The sequence below is a fragment of the Massilia glaciei genome (genome assembly GCF_003011895.2).
GTDB lineage: Bacteria > Pseudomonadota > Gammaproteobacteria > Burkholderiales > Burkholderiaceae_D > Telluria_A > Telluria_A glaciei.
On record NZ_PXWF02000182.1, the window covers coordinates 1 to 15874 of the forward strand.

Below are 15874 nucleotides of genomic sequence, written 5' to 3' on the forward strand. Positions count from 1 at the left end.
ATTTAAGGGATGTTGTACTAGTTCGTCGAAACATGGCGAGAAACGCCCGATACCGCGCCGCAAAGCACAGCAAGGCCTTGGCCTTGCTGTGCTTTTTTCCTTGTCCCGGACCGGTTTCGCCACAATGATTGTTCAACCATCTTGCAATCGATGACGCCGGGGGCGACTTAAACGCGTTTTTCGGCGCGCGTTTGGCAGGCAATGCACAGGCGCGCCTCGGGCCGCGCCTGCAGGCGCGAAAAACCGATGTTTTGGCCGCACTCGTCGCACATGCCGTAGCTGCCGTCGTCGAAGCGCGCCAGCGCGCGCCTGATGGCGAGCGCCTGCGCGGCGTTGTGGCCGGCCGCCTCGAGCGCGAGGTCGTTGAGCAGGCGCACCGTCGCCTTGTCGGCGGGCGAGGTTTCGATTTCCTCCACCGCGAGTTCGCGCGCGTTGGCGGGCGCGCTGGCCGGCGCGGCCAGGGCGCCGAGGCGTTCTTCGAGGATCGCCCTGAGCAGGGCGAGCTGTTCCGGTGCCAGGCCGTTCATCGCGGAACTCCGTGTTGTTCGAAGGCAGCCGCGCCTCGGTCGACGCATGGCTAGCCTTTAGTGTAGCGCGATCCGCGTGCGCCGGCGCACGCGTGGCTTTGGCGCGGCCCGTATCAGGGCTTTTTGGCGGTCGCGTCGACCAGCGCGATCTGCTTGCGCACCTTGTCGAGAGCGGGAACGATCAGCATCACCTGGTGCGTCATGACGGCGCCGCCGAGCGTGACCAGGCTGCCGGCGAGCCCGACGAGGTGGCCGATGTGGCCGATCTTGCGGATCGTTTCGGCGGCGTTGGCGGTGAGCGCCATGATGTGCTTTTGCTGCTGGCCGAGCTCGCTGACGACGCTGATCGCGGCGTCGGCATACAGGCCGTCGGCGCGCTGGCGCAGCAACAGTTCCTCGTCGAACAGCGCGCGCGCCGCGTTTTGCTCGGACTCGCTCAGCGGGCCGTTGTTCTCCCTGATCTGGCGCAGGATGCGGGCGTGGATCTCGTCGGCGCATTCGCCGAGCTGGTCGGCCAGCGCTTCGATCTCGGCCGCGTTCGACAAACCGTGTGGGGAATCGGCGCCGGCCGGCTCCGCTGCGGCCGGCGCCGGTGCTGCGGCAGTGAGTGCGGCGGCAGCCTTGGCGGCGGCGTCGGCCGCTTCTTGCGGGGTCAATTCTTTCATGGTCGGTCTCCGGTCAAATCGAGGTGTCGTGCAAGCCTTCGCGGATCATGCGCAGGTCCTTGGTGTACTTGGCCAGCGTGAGCATCAGTTCGGCGCCGGTCATCTTGTCGAGGTTGTCGCGCAGCTTGCGGTGGCCCAGCGAGACCTTGCTCAAGCCTTGCATCGCGAGGTCGTAGCGCTTGTCGATGAGGCGGTATTCGATCGACTTGTTCAGGTAATGCACCTTGGCGAGCGTGACGAGCATGCGGTCCTGCGGCTTGTTCGAAAACGGGATGTCGATGTCGAAAATGCCGAGCACGATCTTTTGCTCGTTCTCGTTGGTCTTGGCGTAGTAGCGGGTGAGCGTGATCATCGCCTCGATCAGGGTTTGCAGGTCGGCGTCGCCGTCGCGCACCATCGATTCGACGCTGCGGCCCTGGTAGCCCGAGGCGATCACGCGCGTGAGCAGGCGCGTCAGGCCGGTGTAGGCGACCACGTGCTTTTGCTCGATGCCGCTGTCGGCGAAGGCCTTCAGGCCGGTGCCGAGATCGTCGAGCTTGGCGGTCAGGTCGAAGCGCTCGTCGCCGGCGAGCAAACTGAGCGTTTGCATGTAGAGCACCACCGTTTTCTGCACGCTCTGGAAATCGTCGTAGGCCGCGCGCCGCTTGGCGTCGTTCTCCTTGGCGATCTTGTCGGCCGCCGCCGTCAGGTAGGGTTGCTCGCGCACGTAGGTGTCGCGGAAGCGGCTCGACAATTCTGAGTAGCCGCCCAGCTTGGCGGAGGCGTCGGCGAACTCGCGCACTTCGGACAGACTGACTTTTCCGGTGCTGGCGCAGCCCCCGAAAAGGAGGCTGACGGCGAGGGCTGCACAGACGGTAAGGGAGCGGCTTGCGTTCATGGGGATCCTCTCGGGCGGCGCGAAAATGGCGTACCGGAAGGCCCCATTCTTGCCTCTGTGGCATAGAGGCATCTTGCTCAAGGTCAAGCTTGTAGTGCTTGGCGGTAAAATGCGGCGGAGGGTCCCCGTCCGCGGCGCCCATTCCGAAGGAACCACCATGTCCAAGCCACCCCAATATGACGTGATCGTGTTCGGCGCGACCAGCTTCGTCGGGCAGATTTTGTGCCGCGTGCTGACCGAGCAGTGCGCCGGCCAGTTCGTGTGGGCCGCGGCCGGCAGGTCGCGCTCGAAACTGGAACAGGTGCGCGCGCAACTGGGTCCGGCGGGCGTTGGCGTGCCGCTGATCGTGGCCGACGCGGCCAGCGCCGACGACATGCGCGCGCTGTGCGCGCGGGCGCGGTTGGTCGTCTCGACGGTGGGGCCGTACGCGCTGTACGGCGAGCAACTGGTCAAGGCCTGCGCCCAGACCGGCACCGACTACTGCGACCTGACCGGCGAGGTGCAATGGGTGCGCCGCATGATCGAATGCTACCAGGACAGCGCGCGCGCGTCGGGCGCGCGCATCGTCCATTGCTGCGGCTTCGATTCGATCCCGTCCGACCTCGGCGTGCGCTTCCTGCAGCGCGAAGCGCGACAACGCTTCGGCCAGCCGTGCACCAGCGTCAAGATGCGCGTCAAGGCGATGGCGGGGACGGTCTCGGGCGGCACTTGCGCGAGCCTGGTCAACATCGCCAGGGAGGCGGCGGCCGACCCGGCCGTGCGGCGCGAGCTGGCCGACCCGTATTCGATCTGCCCGCCCGGGCATGGCTTGAGCGCGCGCCAGAACGCCGCCGCGAGGGCCGATTACGACGCCGACTTCAAGACCTGGACCGCGCCATTCTTGATGGCGGGCATCAACACGCGCGTCGTGCACCGCTCGAACGCGCTCTTGAACGCGGCCTACGGCAGGGAGTTCACCTACGACGAGGCGACCATGGCCAAGGGCTGGCTGCGGGCGCAGGGCTTCACGCTCGGGATCGGCGCGTTCATGCTCGCGCTCGGCGTCGCGCCCCTGCGCGGGGTGATCGAGCGGCGCGTGCTGCCGCAGCCGGGCGAGGGGCCGAGCCCGGAGGCGCAGGCGAAGGGTTTTTTCGACTTCCGCTTTTTGGGCACGACCGCGCACGGCCCGCAGTTGCGGGTCAAGGTCACCGGCGACCGCGATCCGGGCTACGGCTCGACCGCCAGGATGCTGGCGCAGGCGGCCGCCTGCCTGCTGCTCGACGTGCCGCGCACGGAGCGCGGCGGCGGTTTCTGGACCCCGGCCACGGTGTTCGGCGACAAGCTCATCGCGCGCCTCGAGGCGCACGCGGGGCTGCGCTTCACGGTGCTCGAGGCGTGACAGATTAATTATAGGGGTATAGGGCTGCACCTCCAGCTTGATGGCGAAGCCCGTATTTTCGGGGTGGAACAAGCTTTCCGGCCGTGGCGAGCGATGCTGGACATGCATAAGCGGAGCACGCAGTCACCGATAAGCGACGCCATCACCGAATTGGAGGAAACGCTGGGAGCGAAGTTGCTGCTGCGTTCACGCGGCGGCTGCGCGCCGACCGAAGCGGGCCACCGCGCGCTGGGCAAGGCGCGCCCCTCGCTCGCCTTGCACGCCCCCGTGGACTGGGCGCAATTGAAGGCGCTGCCGTACATCCAGTTCGCCTGCCCGGGCGCGCTGGCAATGCTTGACCATTGCCGCGCGGCGGGGTTCACGGCCGACGTCGCGCGCACCGTCGCGACCGAAAGCGCGATCGCGGCCATGGTCGGGCATGGAACCGGCTATTCGATCTTGCCAAGACTTGCGGTGTCCCCGATCCGCAACAGGTCAACATCGTCGCCCTGCCATTTCCGGCGCGGCGGCGCTTTGCGTTGCTCACTTTGGCCGGCGCGTCGCGCATGAAGGCGGTGCAGATCGCGCTGCGTTATGTCGGCAACCGGCGCATCGTGGCAAACAGCCCGGCCTTCCGGGCCGGCCATTTAAGCTGGTCGTGACGGCGCCGCGCCGGCAAGCACCAGCCGCATCGCTTGTTCGAACAGCGGCGTGCCCGCGCGCGGGGTCGCCGGGCCGACGTCGTGGAACCCCTCGCGCAGGTAGAGCCGCGCGGCGGCGCTGCCGCCGCAGGTCACGCTTAGCTGGACCGACAGCGCATTTTTTGATCGGGCCCAGTTGATAGCCTCGCGCAGCAGGGCGGCGGCGACGCCGCGGCCGCGGCCTTCCGGCGCGACCCACATCTGGAAGATATTGACCACCGCCGGATCGTCGGCATCGCGCTTGGCCCACACCTGCCCGACGGCCGCTCCCGCGAGCTCGGCGACGAGCGGATAGTCGTGGCCCGAGGTCCCCGCCGCGGCTAGGCGCTCGGCCCAGGCCACCGGCGGGCGGGCTTGTTCGGAGGCCAGCGTGCTGCAAAACATGTCGGGCGCGTTGGCCAGCGCGCGCAGGCGCACTTCGCGGTAGATCGGCGCCTCGTCGGCGGCGAGCACGCGGATGACGAGCGGTGGTTGCGGTTGTGACATTTGACCCTTGGGTTTCATTGTTGGACGGCCTGGCGCCACACCAAGCCTTCCACGGTGGCGCCTAGCGGAATGTACTCGCAGCCGATCCAGCCATTGTAGCCGAGCGCGTCGATCAGTTTCAGCAGGGCAGGGAAGTCGATCCCGCCCGTTCCCGGCTCGTGCCGTCCGGGCGCGTCCGCCAGCTGCATGTGGGCGATCAGGGGCAGGTGCGCGCGGATGGTCTCGGCCAGGGCGCCCTCCATGCGCTGCATATGGTAGATGTCGTATTGCATGAACAGATTGCCGGCGCCGCACTCGGCGATGACGGCGGCCGCCTGCGCGCTGCCGGTCAAAAAATAGCCGGGCATGTCGAAGCTGTTGATCGGCTCGATCAACAGGCGCATGCCGTGCTCCCCGAGCCGAGCCGCCGCGTAGCGCAGGTTCGATACATAGGTGGCGTGCGCGGTTTCCCGGTCCGCCGACGAGGGCACGATGCCGGCCATGCAATGGAGGCGTTCGACCCCGAGGCCGCGCGCGTATTCGAGCGCGAGCGCGACGCTGTCCCTGAATTGGGCCACCCGCAGCGGGTCGCACGCCATGCCGCGGTCGCCCGCATCCCAGTCGCCGCAGGGAAGGTTGTGCAGCACCAGCTCGAGCTTGTTGCGCGCCAGTTCGCGGGCGATGTGACCGGCCTCGAACGAATACGGAAACAGGAATTCAACCGCCTCGAAACCGGCCTCGGCGGCGGCCTCGAAGCGATCGAGGAAGGGCAGCTCCTTGAACAGCAAGCTCAGGTTGGCGGCGAATTTCGGCATCAGGAATTGGACAGGTTCATGCCCGCGATCTGCCCCAGCACGAGGCCGAGCGCGTCGAGCTGTCCGGGGGTGGCGCCGCCCAGCGACTCCTGGCAGATACCGCGCGCCGTCGTGGTCGCCTCGCCCAGCAGGGTTTGGCCGGCCCCGGTGATCACGGCATAGCCGACGCGCGCGTCGCGCGGATCGCTCTGGCGCGCGACCAGGCCGATTTTTTCGAGCGGCAGCAGGGTGCGCGTCACGCCCGATGCCGTCAGCGCCAGCCGTTCGGCCAGGTCGACCCGGCGCAGTCGTCCGCCCGCGGCGCGGCTCAGGTGGTGCAGCAGCACGTAGTCGCCGAAGCCGATGCCGTGCACGCTGCCCAGGGTGTTGTCGAGCCGGCGGCCCAGCACCGCCTGGGCGCGCGCCATCCGTACGCAAAAGTCGAGCGCCGCGTCGGCGCCATGGCCGGTGGCCGGCTGGTCGGAGGTGCCCATAGTGTCCTTGTGCTTGATTTATGCTTGAGTTGTCAACTCTATGGCAATCATCGGATGGATGGGGATTTTTTTTCAAGCGGACGTAAAAACAGCCACCGCGGCCTGCGCCGGGGTGGCTGTTGTCGCCGCGGCCATGCGGCCGCGTTCGTGTCTTACCGGCCGCGCCCGCCCGAGCGGTGCAGGGGCGAGGCGCTGGTGCGGTTGCCGCCACCGCCGTTGCCGGACGCGCCGCGCGGTTTGCCCGCGCTGCGGTTGCTGTTGCCGCCGGCGCCGACCTTGACCACCTGGCCCCCGCCGCCGCCGGAGCGGCGCCCGCCATGCCCGGGCGCGCCGCTGCGCAGCTGCACCGGTTGCGCGCGCGCGGTCGGATCCGGCTCGAAGCCCGGCACCACCTGGCGCGGCAGGGTTTGCTTGATCAGCTTCTCGATGTCCTTGAGCATCTCGTGCTCGTCCACGCAGACAAGCGAAACGGCCTCGCCGGTGGCGCCGGCGCGGCCGGTGCGGCCGATCCGGTGCACATAGTCCTCGGGGATGTTCGGCAGGTCGTAGTTGACCACGTGCGGCAACTGGTCGATGTCGATGCCGCGCGCGGCGATGTCGGTCGCGACCAGCACCTGCAGCGTGCCGTCCTTGAACTCGGACAGCGCGCGGGTGCGCGCGGTCTGGCTCTTGTTGCCGTGGATCGCGAGCGCGCCGATGCCGTCGGCGCCGAGTTGCTCGACGAGCTTGTTGGCGCCGTGCTTGGTGCGCGTGAACACCAGCACCTGGGTCCAGTTGTTCGACTTGATCAGGTACGACAGCATCGGGTGCTTCTTGTCGCGGTCAACCGGATGGATCTTCTGGGCGATCACCTCGACCGTCGAATTGCGGCGCGCGACCTCGATCATCGCCGGCTTGTTGAGCAGGCCGTCGGCCAGGGCCTTGATTTCTTCCGAGAAAGTGGCCGAGAACAGCAGGTTCTGCCGTTTTTTCGGCAACACCGCGAGGACCTTCTTGATGTCGTGGATGAAGCCCATGTCGAGCATGCGGTCGGCCTCGTCGAGGATCAGGATCTCGACCTTGGACAGGTCGACGGTGCGCTGGCCCATGTGGTCGAGCAGGCGGCCCGGGGTGGCCACTAGGATGTCGACCCCGTGCTTGAGCTGCTTGATCTGCGGGTTGATGCCGACCCCGCCGAAGATCACGGCCGAATTGAGGTTGGTGTACTTGCCGTACACGCGCACGCTTTCCTCGACCTGGGCGGCCAGTTCGCGCGTGGGTGTGAGGATCAGACAGCGCACCGCGCGCGGCGAGCTCTTGTTGGCCTGGGCGGCGCCGACGGCGTCCGTCGAGAGCCGGTTCAGGATCGGCAGCGTGAAGCCGGCCGTTTTGCCGGTGCCGGTCTGGGCGCCGGCGAGCAGGTCGCCGCCGTTCATGACGGCCGGGATGGCCTGGGTCTGGATCGGGGTGGGGACGGTGTAGCCGTGTTCAGTGACGGCGCGGACGATGGCGTCGGACAGGCCGAGTGCGGAAAATGACATGATAACTTTATGGTGGAGATCGGCCCGTCGCCAAATGAGGGCGCCAGTCGCAGGCAATCAGAGTGAGAGAACGGGGCGGCAAGACACTGGAGGCAAGGCCGCCCGGGGGGCAGTATAACAGCCCGGGGGAAATGACGAGCAAACGCCCGGAGAAACGCCCGGAGAAACGCCCGGAGAAACGCCCGGAGATGCGCCCCGGGCGCGCCGCCGGCGGCGGCGAACGACTAGGCGAACGGCCCGAGCAGCGTGACCATCTGGCCGAACACCTTCGGGCTGGCGGCCAGGATGTCGCCCTTGCTCATATACCCGGACTCGCCCGAGAACTCGCCGCAGATGCCGCCGGCCTCGGTCACCAGCAGCGAGCCGGCGGCCAGGTCCCAGGGCTTGAGGCCCTTCTCGAAGAAGCCGTCGCTGCGCCCGGCCGCCACGTTGGCCAGCTCGAGCGCGGCCGAGCCGGCGCTGCGGATCGCCTGGCAGCGCTCGGACACGAGCGCGTACATGCGCAGGTATTCGTCGAGCGCCTTGGGGCCGGCCGCGTGGCCGGAGCAGAGCAGCGCGTTGGCGATGCGGTCGAGCTTGGTGACGCGGATGCGCTTGTCGTTGAGGAAGGCGCCGCCGCCCTTGCTGGCGGTGAACAGGTCGTTGCGCACCGGGTCGTACACGACGGCCTGGGTGATGATGCCGCGCTGCTGCAGCGCGATCGAGACGCAATAGTTGGGGTAGCCGTGCATGAAGTTGGTGGTGCCGTCGATCGGGTCGATGATCCACGCGAATTCGCTCTCGTCGTTCATGTTGGCGGAGGCGCCGGACTCCTCGGCGAGGACCGCGTGGTCGGGATAGGCCTTGAGCAAGGTCTCGATGATCGCCTGCTCGGCCGCCTGGTCCACATCGGTGACGAAGTCGTTGTGTTGTTTTTCAGTGATGGTGACGCGGTCGATGTCGAACGACGCGCGCTGGATCACGGTGGCGGCGCGGCGGGCGGCTTTGATCGCCGTATTGAGCATTGGGTGCATGTGGAGCTTCCGTTAAAAGAACGCTACGCGCCCACGGCGCCCCCACGGGCACAGCAAACGGTAATGAACAAGAGTGAATTAAAGAGCGGCGCGGCGGCGAAATGGTTAGAATCCCGGGCTGGAGGTCGATGGCGCTGCCATCCATTCCGCCCGAAACATCCCCTTCGACACCGCGCGATTGCGCTATTTTAAATGAACCTGCCCGAAATCGACACTTCTGTTTTCAAACGCCTGCGCTTCGTGCTCGTCGAAACTAGCCGGGCCGGCAACATTGGCGCGGCGGCAAGGGCCGTGAAAACGATGGGATTCTCCGACCTGGTGCTGGTCAACCCGCGCTTTCCCGACGCCTGCGGCGACCCCGAGGCCATCGCCTTCGCCAGCGGCGCCCAGGATGTGCTCGACGGCGCGCGCATCGTCGGCAGCATGGCCGAGGCGCTCGAGGGCTGCAATTTTGCCGCCGCCGTGTCGGCGCGGCTGCGCGCGTTCTCGCCGCCGGTGTGGGCGCCGCGCCAGTTCGCCGGCCACATGGCGGGGCAGGGCGATCTGCGCGGCGCGCTCATCTTCGGCAACGAGCGCTTCGGGCTGCCCAACGAGCTCGTCGAGCAGTGCAATGTGCTCATCAACATCCCGGCCAACCCCGGCTACTCGTCCCTCAACCTGGCCCAGGCGCTGATGGTGCTCGCCTACGAGTGCCGGGTCGCGACCGAGGAGGGGGCCGCGCCGGCGCCCGGATTCGGTTTTTCGGGCGCGGCGGCCGGCATGGACCAGATCGAGGGCATGTACGGGCACCTCGAGCAGGCGCTGGTGGCGATCGACTTCCTCGACGCCGGCAATCCGAAAAAACTCATGCCGCGCCTGCGCCGCCTGTTCGCGCGCACCCAGCTCGAAACCGAGGAAGTCAACATCCTGCGCGGCATCGCGCGCCAGATATTGAAGACGCGCGACTGAACAAACGGCACGGGGATTATCCATCTGTTAAATCCGGCTTTTCTTGTCGCTCTCCATGGAGGAAAAGGCGATTTACGACCGTGCTCGATTCGTGTTAACGTAATGCAAAGCGTGATGCAAAGCGTGATACAAAGCGCGTGCGCGGGGTGCCCATGGAAACAAGCCGGAACGAACGGAAAAGACCGATCAGCGCGCTGATGGAAGTCGCGGTGCTCATGTTTACAACGATGTGCGTGTTCGAACTGGCCAAACAGTTCCTGCTTCCCGCGGTGACGATCTGGGAGTCGCACGCGCTCACGATCGTCTTCACCACGCTCGGCGCGACGCTGGTGGCGCGCCATGTCCTGCGCGAGCGCGAACGTTTGATCGGCCGGCTCACCGCCGAGGGGCGCGAGCGCCAACAGGCCTTGGCGCAGGCCGGCGACCAGAACAGCTTCCTCAGCGCGCTGATCGACAATCTGCCTTTGAGCGTATTCACCAAGGACCCGGCCGACGAATTCCGTTTCACGCGGTGGAACCGGCACGCCGAAAAGGAATTCGGGTTCAGCCGCGAATCGATGCTCGGTAAAAACGATTACGATTTCTTTAATAAGGAGGAGGCCGATTTTTTCCGCGCGACCGACGAACAGGTGATGCGCGAGAAAAAGGTGGTCGATGTCGAGTGCGAGACCGTCACCACCGCGCATGGGCAATTCCTCGCCCACACGATCAAGGTGCCGTTCTACGGCAACGAGCAAACCGGCGACGCCTTGCTGGGCATTCTGGAAAACATCTCCGCGCGCAAGCAGGTCGAGCAGTTGCTGGTGGACGACCGCGCCAGCCTCGCCGCGCAGGTCGCGCACCGCACCAGCGACCTGGCGGCCAGCCAGGGCCTGCTGCAGTCGGAGGTGGCGCAGCGGCTCGAAGCCGAGCGCAAGGTCGAGTACCTGGCCTATTACGACGTCCTGACCGACCTGCCCAACCGCACCCTGGTCGAGGACCGCATCGAACGGGCGATCGATGCGGCAAAGCGCAGCAATACCCACGTCGCCGTGCTGTGCATCGACCTCGACGACTTCAAGAACGTCAACGATTCGCTCGGCCACCAGATCGGCGACCAGTTCCTGCAGGCGTTCGGCGCGCGCATGCTGGCGCTGATGCGCAGCTCGGACACGTTCGGGCGCAACGGCGGCGACGAGTTCGTGCGGCTGCTCACGGGGCTGCGCGACGAGCAGTACAGCGCCTGGATCGCCGACAAGGTCATCGCGGCAGCGCGCGCGCCGTACCAGGTCGGCGAACACGCGCTGCACATGACCTCGAGCATCGGGATCGCGACCTTCCCCGCCAACGGCGCCGACGCGCTGACGCTGCTGCGCAACGCCGACAACGCGATGTACCACGCCAAGGCGGAGGGGAGGGACATGTACGCGTTCTTCTCGCTGTCGATGACCTCGCGCGCGCGCGCGGTGCTGCAGGTGCGCCACGAGCTGCGGCGCGCCGTCGAGCGCGGGCAATTCGTGCTGCATTACCAGCCGCAGGTCGACCTGCGCAGCGGGCGCATCGTCGGCGCCGAGGCGCTGGTGCGCTGGCAGCATCCTGAGCGCGGCCTGATCTATCCGGGGAGCTTCATCGGCATCGCCGAGGACTGCGGCCTGATCGAGCCGCTCGGCGCCTGGGTCATGCACGAGGCCTGCCGCCAGAACAAGGCCTGGCAGGACGCCGGCCTGCCCCCCCTGATCATGGCGGTGAACCTGTCGGCGCGCCAGTTCCAGCGCAACCAGGTCGAGCAGCTCACGGGCGAGGCGATCGCGGCCAGCGGCCTCGCGCCCGAGTGGCTCGAGCTCGAAATCACCGAGGGCATGGTCATGCAGAACGTCGAACTGGCGATCGAGGTCATGCAGCGCCTGGTCGCGACCGGGGTGCGGTTGTCGATCGACGACTTCGGCACCGGCTACTCGAGCCTGAGCTACCTCAAGCGCTTCCCGATCGACAAACTCAAGATCGACCAGTCGTTCGTGCGCGACCTGGGCCAGAGCGGCAACAATCCGGCGATCGTCACTGCCATCATCGCGCTGGCCAAGAGTATGGAACTGAAGGTGATTGCCGATGGCGTCGAGGACCAGTCCCAGATGGCCTACCTGCGGCGCCAGGGTTGCGACGAGATCCAGGGCTATTATCTGAGCAAGCCGGTCGGCGCGGAGCGGTTCGCGCCGCTGCTGGCGGCCGACGGCCACTACGGCGCCCAGGTGGCGGCATAGCCCGGCGCGGCCGGCTGGCCCCTAACCCACCCTGAACGGGTCGGCCCGGCCCTCGAACAGGTTGTCCATCGCTTGCCGCTCGCGCGCGCAGATGGTGGCCACGAAGCGGTTCGGCTCGCGCATTTTTTTGAACGTCGTGAAGCCGCGCTCGAGGAACTCGTGCAGGTCGCCCAGCCGCGCCAGCCGGGCCGGCCCGCGCATCACCTTCAGCGTCATCGACAGCAGCGGAATGCGCACCAGATCGCACAGCGACTCGCCCAGCTGGCGCACCAGATCGAGCTGCCTGGCGCGCTCCTGCGGCTCGCCCACGCTGCGGTAGGCGCGCGCGTAGTCGTCCTCGTCGAAGGCGGTGCCGAGCTCGCGCGCCATGGCCGTGTCGAGCCGCTCCGACAGCGCGTCGAGCACGATCGCGTCGGTGATGGCGCGCAGCGCCTCGTACGACAGCAGCCGCTGCAGGGTCGGGATGATGCGCTCGAGGTCGACGTCGCGCTGGCTCAGGTCGTGCGCCCCGTACAACTCCTCGAGGAAATACACGGCCGCGTCGTGCGTGTCGCGCCCGGCCAAGAGGTCGGCGTGGGTGGCGGCCAGCCGCGCCGACTGGAACCGTTTGAGCGCGGTACGCGCCGCCAGCAGCGCCGGTTCGCGCTTGGCCTCGAGGCGCTCGGCCTTGACCGCCTTGAGTTGCTGTTCGAGTGTGTGGACCAGTTTTTCTTTTCCCATAGGATGTTGTTTACCAGAAAGACGTAGATTGTTCACTCTATTTTGCTTGGCCAACGCGCAATCGGTTAGGCGTACACTACGAAAAAACAACATAGATCAAGCAAGGACACGATGGCGACGACTCGCAGGGGCTTTTTGAAGGTGGGCGCACTGGCCGCGCTGGCGCTGGCGGCCGGCGGAGGCATCTACCGCCTCACGCGCGCGCCCGTGGCGCCGGGGCCGTTCGTGCTCGACGGCGAGGCCCGCAGCGCGCTCGAGGCGATGCTGCCGGCCATGCTCGGCACCGCGCTGCCGCCCGGGCCGGCCGCGCGCGCCGCCGCCGTCAAGGCCGCCACGCTGCATGTGCACCAGGCCATCCTGGGGCTGCCGCGCGCCACCCAGCAGGAGCTGCAGGACCTGTTCGGGCTGCTCGCGCTGGGCCCGGCGCGCCGTTTTTTGGCCGGGGTGCCCGACAGCTGGGGCAGCGCCAGCGCCGAGCAGGTCGGCGCCTTTCTGCAAAGCTGGCGCACGCACCGGCTGGCGATGCTGCAAACGGCCTACCACGGCCTGCACGACCTGATCATCGGCGCCTGGTACGCCGACCCGTCGAACTGGCCCGCGATCGGCTACCCCGGCCCGATGGCGCAACTGAGCTAGGCCAGCGCCTCCGCCCCTTTTTTGATCGAACCGTCATGACCCCTGAGAACGCCGCCGCGCCAAGCGCCAAAATCCGCATCCCCGACCCCATCAAGGCCGGGCTGGCCGCCGGCTGGAACGTCACCGACTGCGCCACGCTTACCGGGCCGCGCGAGATCGAGGCAGACGTCGTCATCGTCGGCAGCGGCGCCGGCGGCGGCGTGAGCGCCGAGATCCTCACGCTGGCCGGGCTCAAGGTGGTGATCGTCGAGGAGGGCGCGCTCAAGTCCTCGAGCGACTTCAAGATGCGCGAGGCCGAGGCCTATCCCGCGCTGTACCAGGAGTCGGCCGCGCGCAAGACGGCCGACAAGGCCATCAACATCTTGCAGGGGCGCACCGTGGGCGGCTCGACCACCGTCAACTGGACCTCGAGCTTCCGCACCCCGGCCGACACGCTCGCCTTCTGGGGCAGCCAGTTCGGCCTGAAATCGTACACGCCCGAGGCGATGGCGCCGTGGTTCCTCATGATGGAGGAGCGCCTGGGCGTGAGCACTTGGCTGACGCCCCCGAACGAAAACAACGACCTACTCAAGCGCGGCGCGGCCAGGCTGGGCATCCCCGCCGCCGCCATCATGCGCAACGTCAAGGGCTGCTGGAACCTCGGCTACTGCGGCATGGGCTGCCCGACCAACGCCAAGCAGTCGATGCTGGTGACGACCATCCCGTCGGCCCTCGCCGGCGGCGCCGCGCTGCTCACCCACGCGCGCGCCGAGCGCTTCGTGTTCAAGGGCGACCGCGTCGACCACCTGGTCTGCCACGCGCTCGACGCGAGCGGCCTGGCCGCCACCGGCCACACCGTCACGCTGCGCGCCAAACACTTCGTGCTCGCCGGCGGCGCCATCAATTCGCCGGCCCTGCTGCTGCGCTCGAAGGCGCCCGACCCGCAAGGCCTGCTAGGCGAACGCACCTTTTTGCACCCGACCGTGATCTCTGCGGCCATGTTCGAGCAGCGCGTCGACGGCTACGCTGGGGCGCCGCAAACGATCTATTCGGACCACTTCCTCGACGTCGACCCGGTCGGCGGCCCGATCGGCTACAAGCTCGAGGCGCCGCCGCTGCACCCGTTGCTGCTGTCGACCACGATGGCCGGCTTCGGCCAGGCCCACGCCGAGACCATGCGCCAGTTCCCCCACGTGCACGCGCTGCTGGCGCTGCTGCGCGACGGCTTCCACGAGGACTCGCCGGGCGGGCGCGTCAAGCTGCGCGGTGACGGCTCGCCCGTGCTCGACTATCCGATCTCCGACTTCGTCTGGGACGGGGTGCGCCGCGCGCTGCTGTCGATGGCCGAGATCCAGTTCGCCGCCGGCGCCAAGTCGGTGCAGCCGGTGCACGAGCTGGCCGAACGGTACACGACATGGGCCGCGGCCAAAAAAGGCATCGCCGCGCTGCCGTACAAACCGCTGCTCACGCGCGTGGTCTCGGCCCACGTGATGGGCGGCTGCCCGATGTCGGAAGACGAGCGGCGCGGCCTGGTGGGCCCGGACGGGCGCTACCGCGGCGTGGCCAACCTGTCGGTGCACGACGGCTCGCTGTTCCCGACCTCGATCGGCGCCAATCCGCAGTTGTCGATCTACGGCGTCACGGCGCGCCTGGCCAGCGGCCTGGCGCAGCAACTGACGGGCAAGCCGGCGCCGCGGGTGCGCGCCTAGGCGCCGGCCCGGCCACAAAGGCGATGGAGCAGCCGTGAGCGCGCGCCGGATTATGCATTTGCTGTTGCTGCTGCAGGCCGGGCTGGTCGCGCTGGCGGCGTGGCTGCTGCTGCGCCTGGGGGTGGCCGCCTCGCCGTGGAGCGCGCTGGCGCTGGGCGCCTGCGGCATGCTGCTGCTGCGCCTGCTGCTGACGGCGAACAATTTCCTGATGAGCGCGCGCTTCGGCAGCCCGACCCCGTCCGCCTTCGCGCTCGGCCCGCTCGGGCGGGCGCGCATGTTCGGCGAGGAGTTCGCCGCCACGCTGCTCCATTCGTCGTGGTTCATGGCGCGCGCGCGCCAGCGCGAGCGCATCTACCACGACGCGCCGGCGCCGCCGGTGCTGCTGCTGCACGGCTACGGCTGCAACAGCGGCTACTGGGCGCAGCTCACGGCGCGCCTCGACGCGGCCCGCATCAGCCACGCCACGCTCGACCTCGAGCCGGTGCTCGGCGACATCGACGACTACGTGGCGCCGACCGCGCGCGCGGTCGAGGACCTGTGCCGGCGCGCCAACGCGCCGCGGGTGCTGATCGTGGCCCACAGCATGGGCGGGCTGGTGGCGCGCGCCTACCTCAACGCGCACGGCGCGGCGCGCGTGGCGCGCGTGATCACGCTCGGCACGCCCCACGGCGGCACCCGGCTGGCGCGCTTCGTCCCCGGGCGCAACGCGGCCCAGATGCTGCGCGGCGGCGCCCCCGGCGCGTCCGGATGCGTCGACGACGCCGCCGCCGCCAGCGCCTGGCTGCGCGCGCTCGCGGCGGCCGAACCGGACGCCGCGCGCGCGCTCGTCACCTCCCTCTACACCCATCACGACAACATCGTCGCGCCGCAGACCTCGGGCCATCTGCCCGGCGCGCGCAACATCGCCTTCGGCGGCGTCGGCCACGTCGCGCTCGGGCGCAACCGGCGTGTGCTCGACTGCCTGATGCAGGAGATCGCGCGGGCGCGCGCCGCCCGCGGAACGGCCGGAACGGACGATCCGGCCAGCCATCGGGCATCATGACGGTTGGCCGCCGTCAATTTATTTCACCCGGATGCCACAATCGCATAAAGAATGAAATGTTCTTAATGCTTATTGCGTACTGTTGATGTATGTTAACACCTGTGGCCCCGATCGCGTTTATGCGCGGCGCGCGCGTATGCATACCGCATGAACAAGTAGTTGGCTGAGCCGGGCTTGCTGTAGCCAGAGG

Annotated in this window: 16 protein-coding genes; 7 read left to right on the forward strand and 9 right to left on the reverse strand. The window is 68.0% G+C overall.

Annotated features, from left to right (window positions below; translation table 11 throughout):
- Positions 1-167: 167 nt before the first annotated feature.
- From C7C56_RS11155 to C7C56_RS11165, 3 genes are all read right to left on the reverse strand, one after another.
- Positions 168-527, reverse strand: a complete 360-nt coding sequence (locus C7C56_RS11155; RefSeq protein ID WP_106757476.1) for a TraR/DksA family transcriptional regulator — start codon at positions 525-527, stop codon at positions 168-170.
- Between the two features lie 113 nt (positions 528-640).
- Positions 641-1192 (reverse strand): hypothetical protein, encoded by a 552-nt coding sequence (locus tag C7C56_RS11160; RefSeq protein ID WP_229458714.1) that lies wholly within the window; start codon positions 1190-1192, stop codon positions 641-643.
- 13 nt (positions 1193-1205) lie between these two features.
- Complete coding sequence (locus C7C56_RS11165) at positions 1206-2069, reverse strand: hypothetical protein (RefSeq protein ID WP_106757477.1); 864 nt, start codon at positions 2067-2069, stop codon at positions 1206-1208.
- A 157-nt stretch (positions 2070-2226) separates the two neighbouring features.
- On the opposite strand from C7C56_RS11165, the gene C7C56_RS11170 reads away from it, so the two are divergent.
- On the forward strand, positions 2227-3447 hold the full coding sequence (locus tag C7C56_RS11170) for a saccharopine dehydrogenase family protein (RefSeq protein ID WP_106757478.1): 1221 nt from the start codon (positions 2227-2229) through the stop codon (positions 3445-3447).
- A 63-nt stretch (positions 3448-3510) separates the two neighbouring features.
- Complete coding sequence (locus C7C56_RS11175) at positions 3511-3996, forward strand: LysR family transcriptional regulator substrate-binding protein (RefSeq protein WP_146204429.1); 486 nt, start codon at positions 3511-3513, stop codon at positions 3994-3996.
- A gap of 77 nt (positions 3997-4073) precedes the next feature.
- Here C7C56_RS11175 and C7C56_RS11180 read toward each other — a convergent pair whose 3' ends face one another.
- From C7C56_RS11180 to C7C56_RS11200, 5 genes are all read right to left on the reverse strand, one after another.
- Positions 4074-4613 (reverse strand): GNAT family N-acetyltransferase, encoded by a 540-nt coding sequence (locus C7C56_RS11180; RefSeq protein ID WP_106757480.1) that lies wholly within the window; start codon positions 4611-4613, stop codon positions 4074-4076.
- Between the two features lie 14 nt (positions 4614-4627).
- Positions 4628-5407, reverse strand: coding sequence for a hydroxypyruvate isomerase (gene hyi, locus C7C56_RS11185; protein ID WP_106757481.1), 780 nt, complete (start codon positions 5405-5407; stop codon positions 4628-4630).
- Positions 5407-5880, reverse strand: coding sequence for a MarR family winged helix-turn-helix transcriptional regulator (locus tag C7C56_RS11190; RefSeq protein WP_106757482.1), 474 nt, complete (start codon positions 5878-5880; stop codon positions 5407-5409). The genes hyi and C7C56_RS11190 overlap by 1 nt, the downstream gene beginning before the upstream one ends.
- Before the next feature lie 152 nt (positions 5881-6032).
- On the reverse strand, positions 6033-7400 hold the full coding sequence (locus C7C56_RS11195; RefSeq protein ID WP_106757483.1) for a DEAD/DEAH box helicase: 1368 nt from the start codon (positions 7398-7400) through the stop codon (positions 6033-6035).
- 224 nt (positions 7401-7624) lie between these two features.
- On the reverse strand, positions 7625-8404 hold the full coding sequence (locus C7C56_RS11200) for an inositol monophosphatase family protein (protein ID WP_106757484.1): 780 nt from the start codon (positions 8402-8404) through the stop codon (positions 7625-7627).
- A gap of 201 nt (positions 8405-8605) precedes the next feature.
- On the opposite strand from C7C56_RS11200, the gene C7C56_RS11205 reads away from it, so the two are divergent.
- Together C7C56_RS11205 and C7C56_RS11210 are read left to right on the forward strand one after the other, a co-directional pair.
- Positions 8606-9361 carry an RNA methyltransferase gene (locus tag C7C56_RS11205; protein WP_106757485.1) on the forward strand — a complete coding sequence of 252 codons (756 nt, stop codon included), beginning with the start codon at positions 8606-8608 and terminating at the stop codon, positions 9359-9361.
- 215 nt (positions 9362-9576) lie between these two features.
- On the forward strand, positions 9577-11598 hold the full coding sequence (locus C7C56_RS11210; RefSeq protein WP_229458716.1) for a putative bifunctional diguanylate cyclase/phosphodiesterase: 2022 nt from the start codon (positions 9577-9579) through the stop codon (positions 11596-11598).
- A 21-nt stretch (positions 11599-11619) separates the two neighbouring features.
- Here C7C56_RS11210 and C7C56_RS11215 read toward each other — a convergent pair whose 3' ends face one another.
- A complete protein-coding gene (locus C7C56_RS11215; protein WP_106757487.1) occupies positions 11620-12318 on the reverse strand; it encodes a DUF8198 family protein in 699 nt (232 codons plus the stop codon).
- 111 nt (positions 12319-12429) lie between these two features.
- Here C7C56_RS11215 and C7C56_RS11220 point away from each other — a divergent pair, with 111 nt between their 5' ends.
- The 3 genes from C7C56_RS11220 to C7C56_RS11230 are packed head-to-tail and all read left to right on the forward strand — an operon-like array spanning position 12430 to position 15684.
- A complete protein-coding gene (locus C7C56_RS11220; RefSeq protein WP_106757488.1) occupies positions 12430-12954 on the forward strand; it encodes a twin-arginine translocation signal domain-containing protein in 525 nt (174 codons plus the stop codon).
- A 35-nt stretch (positions 12955-12989) separates the two neighbouring features.
- Positions 12990-14642, forward strand: coding sequence for a GMC family oxidoreductase (locus C7C56_RS11225; protein ID WP_106757489.1), 1653 nt, complete (start codon positions 12990-12992; stop codon positions 14640-14642).
- A gap of 52 nt (positions 14643-14694) precedes the next feature.
- Positions 14695-15684: an esterase/lipase family protein gene (locus tag C7C56_RS11230; RefSeq protein WP_106757490.1), complete on the forward strand. Its 990-nt coding sequence runs from the start codon at positions 14695-14697 to the stop codon at positions 15682-15684.
- Positions 15685-15874: the final 190 nt, after the last annotated feature.

Bases quoted from the DNA above. Each gene is read 5' to 3' on its own strand.
- C7C56_RS11180 (WP_106757480.1), bottom strand. From the start codon at position 4,613: ATGTCACAACCGCAACCACCGCTCGTCATCCGCGTGCTCGCCGCCGAC.
- C7C56_RS11210 (WP_229458716.1), top strand. From the start codon at position 9,577: ATGTTTACAACGATGTGCGTGTTCGAACTGGCCAAACAGTTCCTGCTT.
- C7C56_RS11225 (WP_106757489.1), top strand. From the start codon at position 12,990: ATGACCCCTGAGAACGCCGCCGCGCCAAGCGCCAAAATCCGCATCCCC.
- C7C56_RS11155 (WP_106757476.1), bottom strand. From the start codon at position 527: ATGAACGGCCTGGCACCGGAACAGCTCGCCCTGCTCAGGGCGATCCTC.
- C7C56_RS11205 (WP_106757485.1), top strand. From the start codon at position 8,606: ATGAACCTGCCCGAAATCGACACTTCTGTTTTCAAACGCCTGCGCTTC.
- C7C56_RS11160 (WP_229458714.1), bottom strand. From the start codon at position 1,192: ATGAAAGAATTGACCCCGCAAGAAGCGGCCGACGCCGCCGCCAAGGCT.
- C7C56_RS11195 (WP_106757483.1), bottom strand. From the start codon at position 7,400: ATGTCATTTTCCGCACTCGGCCTGTCCGACGCCATCGTCCGCGCCGTC.
- C7C56_RS11165 (WP_106757477.1), bottom strand. From the start codon at position 2,069: ATGAACGCAAGCCGCTCCCTTACCGTCTGTGCAGCCCTCGCCGTCAGC.
- C7C56_RS11220 (WP_106757488.1), top strand. From the start codon at position 12,430: ATGGCGACGACTCGCAGGGGCTTTTTGAAGGTGGGCGCACTGGCCGCG.
- C7C56_RS11170 (WP_106757478.1), top strand. From the start codon at position 2,227: ATGTCCAAGCCACCCCAATATGACGTGATCGTGTTCGGCGCGACCAGC.
- C7C56_RS11190 (WP_106757482.1), bottom strand. From the start codon at position 5,880: ATGGGCACCTCCGACCAGCCGGCCACCGGCCATGGCGCCGACGCGGCG.
- hyi (WP_106757481.1), bottom strand. From the start codon at position 5,407: ATGCCGAAATTCGCCGCCAACCTGAGCTTGCTGTTCAAGGAGCTGCCC.
- C7C56_RS11230 (WP_106757490.1), top strand. From the start codon at position 14,695: ATGCATTTGCTGTTGCTGCTGCAGGCCGGGCTGGTCGCGCTGGCGGCG.
- C7C56_RS11200 (WP_106757484.1), bottom strand. From the start codon at position 8,404: ATGCTCAATACGGCGATCAAAGCCGCCCGCCGCGCCGCCACCGTGATC.
- C7C56_RS11215 (WP_106757487.1), bottom strand. From the start codon at position 12,318: ATGGGAAAAGAAAAACTGGTCCACACACTCGAACAGCAACTCAAGGCG.